Source organism: Chryseobacterium carnipullorum (genome assembly GCF_003815695.1).
Lineage (GTDB): Bacteria > Bacteroidota > Bacteroidia > Flavobacteriales > Weeksellaceae > Chryseobacterium > Chryseobacterium carnipullorum.
Map to the genome: position 1 here is coordinate 2,398,065 of NZ_CP033920.1, position 13,666 is coordinate 2,411,730.

Below are 13,666 nucleotides of genomic sequence, written 5' to 3' on the forward strand. Positions count from 1 at the left end.
TCTACTAATTTGGTGGACTAATAATTTTTTATATTTTTGTCAAAGATTTAATGCAAGAAAGCAACCATGATCTAGAAAATGTTTAACCAAAAAATTGTTTAATGATGATTACACCTAATCCAACATTACAGGTAATACCGAATAATCCAATCGGGCTGCCTAAAAAAGAACTGATACTGGAAATAGAATTGAATGGCAAAATGAAATTTGAGCATTTAATGAACACCATCTACAATCAGTTTGGGATCTGCCACAGGGTGTTATCTGCCAATGTAGAATATGTGAATGGAAACAGTTTTGGTTCGGTACAATTGTATATTAATGTCAATTCAGAAGACTACCAGCAGCTGGAGTTTTATCTGAATAAAAATAAACTTTTAAATACCATGGTGGAATACAACTGCCGGAAGTATTTTTAGGGAGGTTCATATAGTTTTAATTACAGAAAGTATTCGGTTTTTCCGGATACTTTTTTTGTGATATCAACGGGATTTTTAAGATCAAAATTTTGATTTAATTTGCTTTCATCTATTCAATATTTTTAATGGTTTAAAAGAAATTCCATTAAAATAATTCCAGACTATTCTTAAATTTATATTTCCGATTCAAAAAAAGAGTACTTTTAAAGGATATAAAATAAAAATGTATGAGTATAGTTATTATTGCTTTAATCGCAGCGTTTGCTATTTATGCAGTGTCGATCTACAACCGTCTTGTAAAACTGAGAAATCTGGTTCAGGAAGCGTGGAGCAGTATTGATGTGATGCTTAAAAAACGCCATGACCTTATTCCCAATCTTGTGGAAACGGTGAAAGGCTATGCTACCCACGAACGGGAAACTCTTGACAGCGTGATCAGAGCGAGAACGCAGGCAGTAGGGGCAGATTCTGTTCAGTCCAAAGAAGCGGCTGAGAAAAACCTGAATCAGGCGATGATGAATTTATTTGCCGTTGCAGAACAGTATCCTGATCTGAAAGCGAACACTAATTTTCAGCAACTTCAAAGCGAACTTACTTCCATAGAAAATGATGTGGAAAAAGCAAGAAGATATTACAACGGAACGGTGCGTGAAAACAATACTTTAGTTGAATCTTTTCCAAACAATATCATTGCGAACATGTACAAATTTGAAAAATCGCCTTTCTTTGAACTGGATAATATTGCAGAAAGAGAAGTACCAACTGTAAAATTCTAAGAAATGAAAAAGGGGTTACTGCTTTTCCTTCTTCAGTTTTTTTTCGTAGCCTTTGCCCAAAACGAATTGGCCAGGGCAGATCAGTTATCGATGATCGGAACGGAAAAAATTATTTCTTTCCATTCGGATATTGATGTGGATAAAAATTCAGGAATTACCGTAACCGAAAATATTAAGGTGTACAGTCTCGGAAATAACATCAAAAGAGGAATTTTCCGGGCACTTCCTTTATCCAGAAATCTGAACAATAAAACACAGAAAGTACAATACGATATCATCTCTGTGAAAAAAAATGGAATCGATGAAAATTACCATGAAGAGACAGGAGATGGCTATTTAAAGATTTATGCAGGAAATAAAGATATTATCCTGGATCCCGGAACCTACGACTATGAAATAAAATACAAAGCACAGAACCAGATCGGATTTTTTGCGAAGTATGATGAATTTTACTGGAATGTGAACGGAACCTACTGGGATTTCGATGTAGATTCTGTTTCTGCAAAAGTGAATCTTCCCGAAGGAGCAGGAATTATCCAAAACTCTTGTTATACGGGAGCTTACGGTAGCAACAGCCAAAATTGTACGGCTCAGGTATTGTCTGAGCATGCCATTGAATGGAGTGCGGCAGGGCTTCGGGCTAATGAAGGACTTACCATTGCAGTAGGTTTCAAAAAAGGTCTAATGGTTCCTCCACCGCCACCGACTTTCCTTGAAAAATATGGAATTCTGATGGGTGGATGTATCCTGTTTTTAATTCTTTTAATGTGTTTGTATTCGACATGGCGAAAATATGGGGTTGATCCTGAAACACCAACCGTTTATCCGCAGTTTAATGTTCCCGAAAATCTTTCACCGTCTTCTCTCGGATATATCAGTTCCGAAAGTTTTAAGAATAAATACCTTACCGCAGCGGTTGTCAATCTTGCCGTCAAGGGGTATGTCAAGATTATTGAAGGTGAAGATTCCGGTCTGCTGGGATTTTTTAATACCAAAACTTTTACGCTGCAAAAACTGAAACCGGCAGATGAATCCCTTTCCAAAGAAGAGATCAATCTGATGAACAGTCTTTTTTCGGATTCTGAAAATGCCGTAAAGTTTGACGGAAAATATAATTCGAAGATTGAAAAGGCGGTTCTCAATTTCAAAGAAGCGCTAAGATTTCAGCATGAGGATTTTTTAAATGAAGGAAATAATACAAAGAAGTTATTACTCCCATGGCTTATCATTACTGTGTTTTATGGCTTTGGCTTATTTATAAGCTATACGATCCTGCCTGAGTTTGAAAGAGTATTTGCCGGAGGGATTTTATATATTGTTCTTTTTATTGCATTTGTTTTGATAGCCTTTTTAGCAAAAAAACTCTCATGGAAGCTTCTGTTCCTGATTCCTATTCCCATCAGTATTATTTTAGGAATAGGAGGGATTATTTCTCAGGAAGGTACAGATGAAACGAGTATCAATTTCAGTGTCTGTTATATTTTTCTTGCTCTGTCCTTTTCTGTGATGGTGCTTTATCAGTATTTAATCAAACAGCCATCCAAAGAAAAGCTAAGGAAAAAATCACTGATAGACGGTTTTAAAATGTATATGGGAGCAGCTGAAAATGAGCAGCTGAAATTCCATAATCCTCCTCAGATGACCCCACAGGTTTTCGAGACCCTCCTTCCTTTTGCGATGGTGATGGGAGTCGATCAGATCTGGGGACAGAAATTTGATGATTTGCTGAAAAGAACATCAACGGAATATCACAATACCTGGTATTACGGAGGCGTAATGAATCATTATGCATTCGGAAATACTTTGAACTCAAGTCTTACGCAATCGATACAGTCTGCATCTACAAAGCCATCCAGTTCCGGCAGCGGATCCGGCGGCGGAGGATTCTCCGGCGGTGGCGGTGGCGGTGGAGGCGGAGGCGGCTGGTAACCGATGTTTCAAAAAAATAAAAGCGTTCAAAAATTAATTTGAACGCTTTTTTATCGGAATACAATGTATTTTTAAATTCTTTCGTCTTACGATACAGCTTTCTTGATGAAGTCCTTATCATCCTGCTCTATTTACTTTTTAAGTAAATTCTCTATAAGTCTGCTTTGTAATTCTATCAGTTTTGTAATTTGCTCCTGATTTTTTAAAATACTTTCTATTAGCTCAGGAGATTGCATGTTTATAGTCCCATTTCCTAAATTAACAGCTCCCTCAATTTTTTCTATCTGATTAATATTTGTAATCTTATCATCAAAAAGTTCGTTCATATTTATATCTAATTCTTTTGCAAGCTTATTTAATAATAGAGAATTGGGAATGTTTTTATCAGACTCTATATTAGAAATTGTAGTCTGCGTGGTATCTAAGCGCATTGCCAGATCTTCCTGAGACCAGTTTTTCGCTTCTCTATACTTTCTGACTTTAGTACCTATACTCATATTATAAGAATTTTTATCAAAAATATAAAAATTCTTATAATGTTGAGAGATAATTTATTTTAGCTTTGTCACATATCACTTCGGTGTGATATTAAAAATTATTATATATTTAAAAAATCTAAAAAAAACAACAAATTATGATGAGAAAATTAGCGCTCCGGCTGATGATGGCTTATTCACTGGCCATTTCTATAACCTCTTGTCGTTCAGAAGATCTTCTGAACAGCAATGAAGAATCACCCCCTTCTAAGTTTAGAGTGTTTTCTGCTCAGTCTGCTCAGAAAAATGGAACAGTAAATTATGGAAATGGCTTCAAAACTTTATTGGAACGGTACGATGAAATTAACAATGTGCAGCACACTACTAAGGCACTTAAAAATGCATTTAAAGATTCATCTACTATGGCAGATGAATACATAGAATTCAATATCAGGTCTCAAGACTTCATTACAAAAAATAATGAAAGATATATTCTTTTTCCACTGATCAAAAGCTATCAAGTAGAAGGCGTTATTATTGCAATTCTGAAAGATGATGAAACTATCGTTGAGTTTAATAAAATGTCTCCACAAGCTGAAAACTATAGTAAAATACTTGGGTTATTTCGAGCTCAATATATAAAAAGTAACATGAAAATTAAATCTGTTGCTAAAGCTCCAGGAGGACCGTGCGGTTTTGAAGGACAGCCACCCTGTGATATAGAAGTTATTATTATTACCGTACCCAGTCCCGGAAGTGGGGGTGGGATCCCTCCAGGAGGGGGTGGGGGGCCTTCTGGTGGATGTGGACCTTATGAAGATTGTATCCATAATCCTGATGCAGGAGGTAGTGGCGGAGGAGGAGGTACACCTCCCGCAAATCCTTGTTCAAGATTAAGGGCAATGACCGATACTCCAACTTTTAAAGGAAATATAACAAACTTGGAAGGGAAAACGGGAGATGGTTTCGAAAGTGGCTTTAGAATAGGCAACTCTGCTGGGGGCATTCAAAATCAAATATTACAAAATAAGCCAGGAACTAATGAGGTAAACTTAACTGTATTTCCTAATACTGTTGTAATAATGCACTCTCACTACGATCAACTGTATCCTATATTTTCTCCTGGTGACATCTTGTTTTTTAATCAATGGGTTAACTGGGCTCAAAACTATAATAGTAATCCCGCAAACTTTCCTAAAATTCCTCTTGATCAAATCGTGTTTACAATAGTCAGCAGTTGGGGGAATTATTCTTTCACTTTTGATGGTTCTGTACCAAACCCTTTTCCTAATTTCACTACACAAGAATTGATAGACTTTAATAATAGATATATTGACCTTTTAGACGCAGCAAAAAGTGTTGGCAATGTAAGTGGTAATGTAAGTTTTGATTCACAAAAATTAGAAAAAGGATTTCTTAAATTTATGAACGAAAAAATGAATATACCTGGTGCAAAACTTTTCAGAAATACCTCAAGTGGAAACACTCAGCTAAGCCTTGTAAACGGAAAATTAACAGAGACTAATTGTCCTTAATAATAAAAACAAAAAAAATATGAAAAATCTATTTTTAATTATAGCAACAATGCTTTCATTTTTATGTAAAGCACAAGAGTATCCTCTTAATACTGATCCGAGTGAGATACCAAACAATGCTTATTTAAAAGATACGAACAATGAATTGGATAAATATGTTGGGCTTTGGAAAGGTACTTGGAACGGAAAAACACTTTACCTTCAATTCAACAAAGTGAAAACCTCTTCTTCTATTCCCGGTGATACACATCCCTATTATAAAGATAGAATATTAGGTGCAAGGAAAGTAATTGCATCAAACGGAATAATAGAAATTGATAAGATTACAAATTTTAACAATACAGATCCTGAGTTTACAGGCATTTCTGGTAGTTTACGAAATGGAAATTGGAAAAGGCTTTATTTTTATCCTCAAAATATGTGTGGAAAATCGGCAGCTTTAGATATTACAAATTTCTCTGGAAATCAAATGACACTCCACTTTGAATATATGCCAAGTATTTATAAAGAAGACTGTGTTCATAACAGTTATGTAGATCAAAATGGTGATTTTCCCATTAACTTTCCAAGAGATATAGTATTAACTAAGCAATAAAAGTAAAACCTCCAAGCTTGGAGGTTTTATTATCTAACACAGATCATGAAAAAAATAATATTATTATTTCTTTTTTGTTTATTTTCTTGTACGTCACAAAAAAATAATGATGAATTTATTCAATTAGATCATTTGAATGCTGTTGTAGTAGGAGGTGATGGATTAACGGTTATATTAATTCCTACGAAAAAACATAGAAAAAGGCCTGTCATCGTAAAAATCTTCAGAAAAGGAGAATACTATGATCATAAGAGAACAACATATGAAAAGTATAAACAAATCCAAGGAATTATTTTAAAAATAAAACAAGATAGCATAGAATTTCCTAAAAGTAATAATTATTTGATAGGAACTCTTGATGGTGGAAGTAATTCAATAACTTTAAAAAAGGATAATTCAGAAAAAAAATTCCAGGTTCAAGGAATTTCAAAAAAATATCATGGACATTTTTATGAAGCAGCAGAACTTATTTTAGAAGCTGCAAAACTTAGTATTAATGATATTGATTAAATATTATTTTATAGAGCAATTTTGTCATACTCCAATACTGTTATTTAAAATAGGCTGTCTTTTAAGACAGCCTATTTTAAATAAATTCTTTTAAATTCTTTCAATGTCAGCACCAATGGCTTTCAGTCTTCCGTCAATATTTTCATATCCTCTGTCGATTTGCTCGATATTGTGGATGATGGATTTTCCTTCCGCAGAAAGTGCCGCGATCAGAAGGGCATTTCCGGCTCTGATATCAGGAGAAACCATAGTCGTTCCTCTCAACGGAGCTTCCTGGTTCAATCCGATTACTGTTGCTCTGTGCGGATCACATAAAATAATCTGTGCCCCCATATCGATCAGTTTATCCACAAAGAATAATCTGGATTCAAACATTTTCTGGTGAACCAAAAGACTTCCTTTCGCCTGGGTAGCTACTACCAGAATAATCGATAATAAATCCGGCGTAAATCCTGGCCAAGGAGCATCTGAAATGGTAAGAATAGATCCATCGATAAACTTCTGGATCTTATAGTTTTCCTGAGCAGGAATAAAGATATCGTCATTGCTCTGTTCAAGCTGAATTCCTAATTTTCTGAATGTATTGGGAATCACGCCAAGCTGGCTCCAGTTGACATTTTTGATGGTAATTTCAGATTTCGTCATGGCAGCAAGTCCTATCCATGATCCGATCTCTACCATATCCGGAAGCATCGTATGCTCCGTACCGTGAAGATAGTCTACCCCTTCAATGGTTACCAGGTTAGAACCGATTCCGGAAATATTGGCACCCATTCTGTTCAGCATTTTACATAATTGCTGAAGATAAGGTTCGCACGCAGCGTTATAAATTCTTGTTTTTCCTTTAGCAAGAGCTGCAGCCATAACGATATTCGCAGTTCCGGTTACGGAAGCTTCCTCAAGAAGAATAAATTTCCCTTTCAGTTCTTTCGCTTTTAATGAATAGAAATATTCCTCTTCATCATAATTAAATTCAGCTCCTAGTTCTACCAATCCCTGGAAATGCGTATCCAATCTTCTTCTTCCGATCTTATCACCTCCCGGAGTCGGCATATAAGCTTCACCGTAGCGGGCAAGCATCGGCCCCATCAGCATAATGGAACCTCTCAGTTTAGCTCCGTCTTTTTTAAATTCGTCTGATTTTATATAGTCGAAATTGACCTTGTCGGCTTTGAATGTGAAATCGCCCTGGCCATTTTTGGTTACTTTTACCCCGAAATCACCTAGAATTTCGATCAGTCTGTTGACGTCGTGAATATCAGGAATATTTTTAATTCTTACCTCCTCATCGGTTAACAAGACAGCACATAAAATTTGTAAAGCTTCATTTTTTGCCCCTTGTGGAGTTATTTCCCCATGCAGTTTTTTTCCTCCCCTTATCTGAAATGTTCCACTCATTACTTTCTGTTTTTATGGTTGTTGTTATTATGCCTTCTCTTATTAGTCTGGTCTTTATTGGTATTGCTGTTGTTTCGTCCGTTATTGCTGTTATTTCGCCCGTTGTTGCTGTTGTTTCTGCTATTATTGTTGGTGGTGTAATAGATTTTGCTCTTTTCAAGCGATTCTATTCCCGTAAGGTCCAGCCTGTTTTCAGACAACTCTTTAAGGTGACGGAAAATGACGTCATCCGTTACATGTTCCTTATTATATACATTGTAAGACTTCTTCATATTGTTGGCGATCACCTCGATCAGGGCTTCCTTTTCGTCACCCGGTTCAAGTTCGATGGCCTTTTCAATCAGTTGAAGGATACTTTTCCCGTAAAACTTAAAATCTCCCTGAAGTTTAGGATATTCCATTCTTTTCGGCTTTTCGGCCAATTGTTCTCTGGTAGGGAAAGGATATGGGGATTCTACATCAAGATCATATTCTGCTAAAATGAAAAGATGATCCCAAAGTTTATGTTTATAATTGTCTTCGTCACGGAGTTGAGGGTTTCTCTGACCCATAAAATCGATAATAGCCATGGCCATTTCACTCCTTTCCTCTTTGGTAGGGAGTTCCTTGCAGCGTTCAACCAACTGCTGTATGATTCTGCCATATTCTGGCATATGAAGCTGAGTTCTTTGGGTGTTATATTCCATAATATGCAAATATATGGATTAAAAGAAAAATTGTTTTGAAAATATAAAAAGTTTATGATTTTTTAATGAAAATTGTAGGCATCCTTTTCCAAAGATCTTTTGGTGAAAATTAAAATATTTCACATTTTATAGAATTTGTTTTAAGAAAATTGTAATTTAGTTAATAGGTTAATAATTAAAATAGTAGTATGAAAAAAACACATTTCTTAGTTTCGATGCTGGTTTTAGCCGTTTTTAATTCCTGTCAGAACACTGATGAAAATGATAATGAAAATCTGAGGAAACAGGAATCTCACAGCAAAACCGTTAATGTGACAACGCATGACGGGCGTCCTTTTAGTACCGGAAGCGGATCTGTATCCGGAAAATTTGTATCCGGTCCCGGAGGAGGAGTTCTTATGCAGGGATTTTACTGGGATGTTCCCGAAGGTGGAAACTGGTGGAATACCGTGAAAGACAAACTCGCCGCATGGTCAGATTCAGGGATCAGTGCAGTATGGCTTCCTCCTGCTTCAAAAGCTCAGAACGGAGCGTATTCCATGGGATATGATCCTACCGATTATTATGATTTTGGAAATTTCAACCAAAACGGAAGTGTAGAAACACGATTTGGTTCAAGAACTGAACTGGAAGCATTAATTACAAAGGCCCATGCTGAAAATATGCAGGTTTATGCAGATATTGTCATCAATCACAACAGTGGTGGACAATCTCAGTCCAATCCTTTTACAGGAACCAATACATGGACCGATTTCTCAGCCATAGCTTCGGGTAAATTTCCAAGAAGCTACAATGATTTTTATAAAAACTCCTATGGAAACAATGATGAAGGGGCTTTTGGTGGGTTTCCGGATCTTTGTCACGCTAATCCCTACGTTCAGGACTGGCTTTGGGGAAGAGATGATTCTGTTGGAAAGTACTATAAAAATGTCATGAAATTTGACGGCTGGAGATTTGATTATGTCAAAGGTTTCGGACCTTGGGTAGTTAATACCTGGAATAGCAATGTGGGCGGATTTTCCGTAGGTGAACTGTGGGATTCCAATGTGAATACTCTGGAATGGTGGGCGAACAATGCCAACAGTTCCGTCTTCGATTTTGCAGCCTATTATAAAATGGATGAAGCTTTTGATAATGGAAATTTAAATGCTTTGAATGACGATATGATGTGGAAAAGAAATCCTTACAAAGCTGTTACTTTTGTAGCCAATCATGATACAGATATTATTAACAATAAAATGCCGGCCTATGCCTATATTCTGACTCATGAAGGATATCCGACGATCTTTTACCGGGATTATGAAGAGTGGCTGAATAAACAAAAACTGAACAATCTGATCTGGATTCATAATAACAAAGCCACCGGAAATACCTCTATTCTGTATACAGATAATGATGAATATATCGCAAGACGTAACGGGTACAATGGAAATCCCGGACTTGTAGTTTATATCAACAATTCATCAAGCTGGCAGGAAAGATGGGTGCAAACCAACTGGAGCAGTAAGCAGATCAAAGATTTTACAGGTAATTCTACCTGGTATCCTACAACGCAGGGAGATCAATGGGTGAAGATCCAGTCTCCGCCAAACAGCTATTCCATATGGTCGTTGAACCAATAGAGAAAGTTTAATAAATAAAAAAGCAAAGATGATTCATCTTTGCTTTTTCAGTATGTATTTTGAAGAAATCCATCATTAAGAATCAGACTTCAATAAATTTTTTCTTTTGATTCGGATCAGGAAGAAAGCATTTCTGATTAGCCAGTTTCATTCTGTTTCTTGAAATGAGATCATACACCTGATCACTTAAAAATGCAGGAATTATTTTTCCGGCAACCGAAAGCTTATAAATACCACCCAATATACTGGCAATCTGGAGTACTGCCCTTGATTTTATGTAGTAGTAATGGCCCGGTTTCCAGAGATAGAGCGTGTTGAATACTTTGGTTTCCAGACCTCTTTCAGCCAAGAATTTTTGTCCGAAATCAGACTGAAGGGATGCAAACATAAATTTGTTATTCTTATCCCGTTCAAGAATCCATTGCACCCAGAAATTACAGACGCCGCAATCGCCGTCAAAAAACACAATATGTTGATCTTCCCAATTCTCCCGCATGACGCTTATTTTTAAAATACCATTTTCCTTTCGGTGTCTTCTTTTACTTTTTTGAAATATTGGATCAATTCTTTACGCTGTTCAGCGGTCAGTTTTGCATCCTGGTGTCCTACATAGTAAGATTCCAAAGGCATTTCTTCCTTTTCGATCATTTCTATGCATTCTTCCAGTTTATGAGCCTGTATCTTCGGCTCGTATACAGCAAAGGTAGAGAAATTAAGATGCTTACGGCCTTCATCGATATGATTTTTAACTAACCATGAAGCTGGTGATATGCTTGAATACCATGGATATTGGGTTTCATTCGAATGACAGTCATAACATGAGGTACTGATCATCCTGGCAACAGGGGGTGGTGTATTTTTGATTTTCAGAAAATCCATGCCCGGCGTAGGAGGTGGATTGGTTTTGTCAATCGGGAAAAACTGGATAATAATGAAGGCAACAAGGAGGATAATGAGTATTTTTTTCATATCAATTTTATGCTTGGAATTATAAAAATAGTCAAATTTTATTAAACTGAATGAACTGATTATCAAATTGTATACCGTTCATTTGAATCATTCTAAATATGATGGTTTAATCTTGCATATTGTCTGTACATTCTCTAATTTTCATTAACTTAATTGCATTATTACTTGTTTTAGTCTGATATGATCAAGCGATCTGTAAAAATTAATTTATTATAGTTTTTAACTATGGTTTAAATTAAAATTAATAGATTGTATATATTAAGAAGGCTTTGTAAGTTTGTCAGGTATTTAAAAAGAAAATGTATTAAACAACATAAAATATTAAACGACAATGGAAAAAGATTCGAATGACATCAGTAAGTGCCCATTTCATAACGGAACAATGAAAAAAGAATCCGTAGCAGGCGGAGGAACCAAAAATTTAGATTGGTGGCCTGAGCAACTGAGGGTAGATATCCTGCGTCAGCACTCATCACTTTCAGATCCTATGGATAAGGATTTTGACTACGCCGAAGCATTTAAAAGCCTTGATCTTGAGGCGGTAAAAAGAGACCTCCATGCATTAATGACAGACTCTCAGGATTGGTGGCCCGCTGACTTTGGCCATTACGGTCCTTTGTTTATCCGCATGGCGTGGCATAGTGCCGGTACGTACCGTGTAGGGGATGGAAGAGGTGGAGCGGGAGCAGGACAGCAACGTTTTGCCCCTTTGAACAGCTGGCCGGATAATGTAAGTTTAGACAAGGCCAGAAGATTATTGTGGCCGATTAAACAAAAATATGGAAAGAATATTTCGTGGGCTGATCTTTTAATCCTGACAGGAAATATAGCTCTGGAATCGATGGGCTTTAAAACATTCGGATTTGCAGGAGGGCGTGAAGATGTATGGGAACCGGATATGGATATTTACTGGGGTTCGGAAAAAACGTGGCTGGGAGGTGACCTTCGTTATGCTCACGGATCAGAAGGTGTAGCTGAACAACATGGGGTACTTCCTACAGATGATGATGCGGATGGTGATATTCACTCCAGAAATCTTGAGAAACCACTTGCAGCGGTACAAATGGGACTTATCTATGTAAATCCTGAGGGTCCGGACGGAAATCCTGATCCTATTGCTGCAGCTAAAGATATCAGAGATACATTCGGACGTATGGCGATGAATGATGAGGAAACAGTAGCTTTGATTGCCGGTGGACATACCTTTGGGAAGACACACGGTGCCGGTCCTGCTGATCATGTAGGAAAAGAACCGGAAGCTGCCGGAATTGAACTTCAGGGGCTAGGGTGGAGCAGTACCTATAAATCAGGAAGAGGGACAGATGCTATTTCCAGCGGACTGGAAGTAACCTGGACAGAAACTCCTACAGAATGGAGTAATTATTTCTTCAAGAATTTATTTGAAAATGAGTGGGAACTTACCAAAAGCCCTGCCGGCGCTCACCAGTGGGTGGCGAAAGAAGGTGCTGAGATTATTCCTGACGCCTTTGATCCAAATAAAAAGCACAGACCTACCATGCTTACGACAGACCTTTCATTGCGACTGGATCCTGTTTACGAAAAAATATCAAGACATTTCTACGAAAACCCGGATGCCTTTGCTGATGCCTTCTCCAGAGCATGGTTTAAACTTACGCACAGAGATATGGGCCCTAAAGCAAGATATTTAGGACCGGATGTTCCACAGGAGGAACTGATCTGGCAGGATCCTATTCCGGCAGTTGATCATGAAGTGGTGAATGATGGAGATGTTGAGGCATTAAAAGGGAAAATATTAAATTCAGGACTGACTATTTCTGAGCTGGTATCTGTTGCCTGGGCTTCTGCGTCTACATTCAGAGGAAGTGACAAACGTGGCGGAGCTAATGGTGCCAGAATCCGTCTGGCTCCACAAAAATACTGGGCCGTAAACAATCCTTCTCAGCTTCAGAAAGTTTTAGGGGAATTGGAGAAGATTCAGAAAGAATTTAATGACTCTCAAAGCGGAGGAAAGAAGATATCAATGGCCGATATTATTGTTTTGGCTGGAAGTGTAGCCGTAGAAAAGGCAGCACAGGATGCAGGACAGGATATTAAAGTCCCTTTCACGCCTGGAAGAATGGACGCTTCGCAAGAGCAGACCGATGTGGAATCTATGGGATATCTGGAACCGGCAGCGGACGGATTCCGTAATTATCTGAAGAGTAAATTCTCGGTATCTACTGAATCTTTATTGATCGATAAAGCACAGCTCTTAACCCTTACAGCTCCGGAATTAACGGTTTTGGTAGGAGGAATGCGTGCACTGGATACTAATTTTGACGGATCTAAACATGGTGTATTTACCAATCGCCCTGGAGTACTTACCAATGACTTCTTTGTTAATCTTCTGGACATGGGAACGCAATGGAAATCTATTTCTGAAGATAATGAACTGTATATGGGTACCGATCGTTCTACAGGACAGCCTAAATGGACGGCTAGCCGAACAGATCTTGTTTTCGGGTCGAACTCTGAATTGAGAGCAATTGCCGAAGTGTATGGAAGCAACGATGCTCAGTGGAAATTTGTTAAGGATTTCGTGAGAGTTTGGACGAAAGTAATGAATCTTGATCGGTTTGATGTGAAATAATGATTAACATAACATCATAGGGTAAAGACAGCTGTAAAAGCTGTCTTTTTTATTGGCCTTAGAATAGATTAATCGGGATGAGGAAAAATTATGATATAATATTAATGAGTTCCTGATTAAAAATAGGATCAATTTCCGGA

Annotated in this window: 13 protein-coding genes; 8 read left to right on the plus strand and 5 right to left on the minus strand. The window is 37.4% G+C overall.

Translation table 11 applies throughout. The features are described 5' to 3' along the window. Window positions 1–101 precede the first annotated feature (101 nt). The 3 genes from EG346_RS10895 (at window position 102) to EG346_RS10905 (ending at window position 3,124) form a co-directional block, all read left to right on the plus strand. Window positions 102–419 (plus strand): NIL domain-containing protein, encoded by a 318-nt coding sequence (locus tag EG346_RS10895; protein ID WP_228425805.1) that lies wholly within the window; start codon window positions 102–104, stop codon window positions 417–419. A gap of 227 nt (window positions 420–646) precedes the next feature. Further along, window positions 647–1,195 (plus strand): LemA family protein, encoded by a 549-nt coding sequence (locus EG346_RS10900; protein ID WP_123878606.1) that lies wholly within the window; start codon window positions 647–649, stop codon window positions 1,193–1,195. A 3-nt stretch (window positions 1,196–1,198) separates the two neighbouring features. Next, entirely contained in the window at window positions 1,199–3,124 is a 1,926-nt protein-coding gene (locus EG346_RS10905) for a DUF2207 domain-containing protein (protein ID WP_123878608.1), read from the plus strand. A 131-nt stretch (window positions 3,125–3,255) separates the two neighbouring features. Here EG346_RS10905 and EG346_RS10910 read toward each other — a convergent pair whose 3' ends face one another. Then, window positions 3,256–3,621 carry a helix-turn-helix domain-containing protein gene (locus EG346_RS10910; protein ID WP_123878610.1) on the minus strand — a complete coding sequence of 122 codons (366 nt, stop codon included), beginning with the start codon at window positions 3,619–3,621 and terminating at the stop codon, window positions 3,256–3,258. Window positions 3,622–3,758: 137 nt separating this feature from the next. On the opposite strand from EG346_RS10910, the gene EG346_RS10915 reads away from it, so the two are divergent. The 3 genes from EG346_RS10915 to EG346_RS10925 are packed head-to-tail and all read left to right on the plus strand — an operon-like array spanning window position 3,759 to window position 6,240. Continuing rightward, window positions 3,759–5,135 (plus strand): hypothetical protein, encoded by a 1,377-nt coding sequence (locus EG346_RS10915; RefSeq protein ID WP_123878612.1) that lies wholly within the window; start codon window positions 3,759–3,761, stop codon window positions 5,133–5,135. A 19-nt stretch (window positions 5,136–5,154) separates the two neighbouring features. Next, window positions 5,155–5,730: a DUF6705 family protein gene (locus EG346_RS10920; RefSeq protein WP_123878614.1), complete on the plus strand. Its 576-nt coding sequence runs from the start codon at window positions 5,155–5,157 to the stop codon at window positions 5,728–5,730. A gap of 45 nt (window positions 5,731–5,775) precedes the next feature. After that, window positions 5,776–6,240: a hypothetical protein gene (locus EG346_RS10925; RefSeq protein ID WP_123878616.1), complete on the plus strand. Its 465-nt coding sequence runs from the start codon at window positions 5,776–5,778 to the stop codon at window positions 6,238–6,240. 90 nt (window positions 6,241–6,330) lie between these two features. Here EG346_RS10925 and murA read toward each other — a convergent pair whose 3' ends face one another. Together murA and EG346_RS10935 are read right to left on the minus strand one after the other, a co-directional pair. After that, window positions 6,331–7,638: a UDP-N-acetylglucosamine 1-carboxyvinyltransferase gene (murA, locus tag EG346_RS10930; protein WP_123878618.1), complete on the minus strand. Its 1,308-nt coding sequence runs from the start codon at window positions 7,636–7,638 to the stop codon at window positions 6,331–6,333. Further along, entirely contained in the window at window positions 7,638–8,324 is a 687-nt protein-coding gene (locus tag EG346_RS10935) for a DUF4290 domain-containing protein (RefSeq protein ID WP_073334448.1), read from the minus strand. The genes murA and EG346_RS10935 overlap by 1 nt, the downstream gene beginning before the upstream one ends. A gap of 188 nt (window positions 8,325–8,512) precedes the next feature. Here EG346_RS10935 and EG346_RS10940 point away from each other — a divergent pair, with 188 nt between their 5' ends. Beyond that, entirely contained in the window at window positions 8,513–9,946 is a 1,434-nt protein-coding gene (locus tag EG346_RS10940; RefSeq protein WP_123878620.1) for an alpha-amylase, read from the plus strand. Between the two features lie 82 nt (window positions 9,947–10,028). On the opposite strand, the gene EG346_RS10945 is transcribed toward EG346_RS10940, so the two are convergent. Then, on the minus strand, window positions 10,029–10,442 hold the full coding sequence (locus tag EG346_RS10945; protein ID WP_123878622.1) for a thiol-disulfide oxidoreductase DCC family protein: 414 nt from the start codon (window positions 10,440–10,442) through the stop codon (window positions 10,029–10,031). Between the two features lie 11 nt (window positions 10,443–10,453). After that, window positions 10,454–10,915 (minus strand): heme-binding domain-containing protein, encoded by a 462-nt coding sequence (locus EG346_RS10950; protein WP_123878624.1) that lies wholly within the window; start codon window positions 10,913–10,915, stop codon window positions 10,454–10,456. A 331-nt stretch (window positions 10,916–11,246) separates the two neighbouring features. Between EG346_RS10950 and katG the strand changes: the two genes are divergently transcribed. Continuing rightward, window positions 11,247–13,526, plus strand: a complete 2,280-nt coding sequence (katG, locus tag EG346_RS10955) for a catalase/peroxidase HPI (protein ID WP_123878626.1) — start codon at window positions 11,247–11,249, stop codon at window positions 13,524–13,526. The last annotated feature ends 140 nt before the right edge of the window (window positions 13,527–13,666 follow it).

What these genes read in the sequence shown, in the direction of transcription:
- katG (WP_123878626.1), top strand. Translation starts at nt 11,247, where the DNA reads ATGGAAAAAGATTCGAATGACATCAGTAAGTGCCCATTTCATAACGGA.
- EG346_RS10925 (WP_123878616.1), top strand. Translation starts at nt 5,776, where the DNA reads ATGAAAAAAATAATATTATTATTTCTTTTTTGTTTATTTTCTTGTACG.
- EG346_RS10940 (WP_123878620.1), top strand. Translation starts at nt 8,513, where the DNA reads ATGAAAAAAACACATTTCTTAGTTTCGATGCTGGTTTTAGCCGTTTTT.
- murA (WP_123878618.1), bottom strand. Translation starts at nt 7,638, where the DNA reads ATGAGTGGAACATTTCAGATAAGGGGAGGAAAAAAACTGCATGGGGAA.
- EG346_RS10910 (WP_123878610.1), bottom strand. Translation starts at nt 3,621, where the DNA reads ATGAGTATAGGTACTAAAGTCAGAAAGTATAGAGAAGCGAAAAACTGG.
- EG346_RS10905 (WP_123878608.1), top strand. Translation starts at nt 1,199, where the DNA reads ATGAAAAAGGGGTTACTGCTTTTCCTTCTTCAGTTTTTTTTCGTAGCC.
- EG346_RS10900 (WP_123878606.1), top strand. Translation starts at nt 647, where the DNA reads ATGAGTATAGTTATTATTGCTTTAATCGCAGCGTTTGCTATTTATGCA.
- EG346_RS10950 (WP_123878624.1), bottom strand. Translation starts at nt 10,915, where the DNA reads ATGAAAAAAATACTCATTATCCTCCTTGTTGCCTTCATTATTATCCAG.
- EG346_RS10935 (WP_073334448.1), bottom strand. Translation starts at nt 8,324, where the DNA reads ATGGAATATAACACCCAAAGAACTCAGCTTCATATGCCAGAATATGGC.
- EG346_RS10915 (WP_123878612.1), top strand. Translation starts at nt 3,759, where the DNA reads ATGATGAGAAAATTAGCGCTCCGGCTGATGATGGCTTATTCACTGGCC.
- EG346_RS10920 (WP_123878614.1), top strand. Translation starts at nt 5,155, where the DNA reads ATGAAAAATCTATTTTTAATTATAGCAACAATGCTTTCATTTTTATGT.
- EG346_RS10895 (WP_228425805.1), top strand. Translation starts at nt 102, where the DNA reads ATGATGATTACACCTAATCCAACATTACAGGTAATACCGAATAATCCA.
- EG346_RS10945 (WP_123878622.1), bottom strand. Translation starts at nt 10,442, where the DNA reads ATGCGGGAGAATTGGGAAGATCAACATATTGTGTTTTTTGACGGCGAT.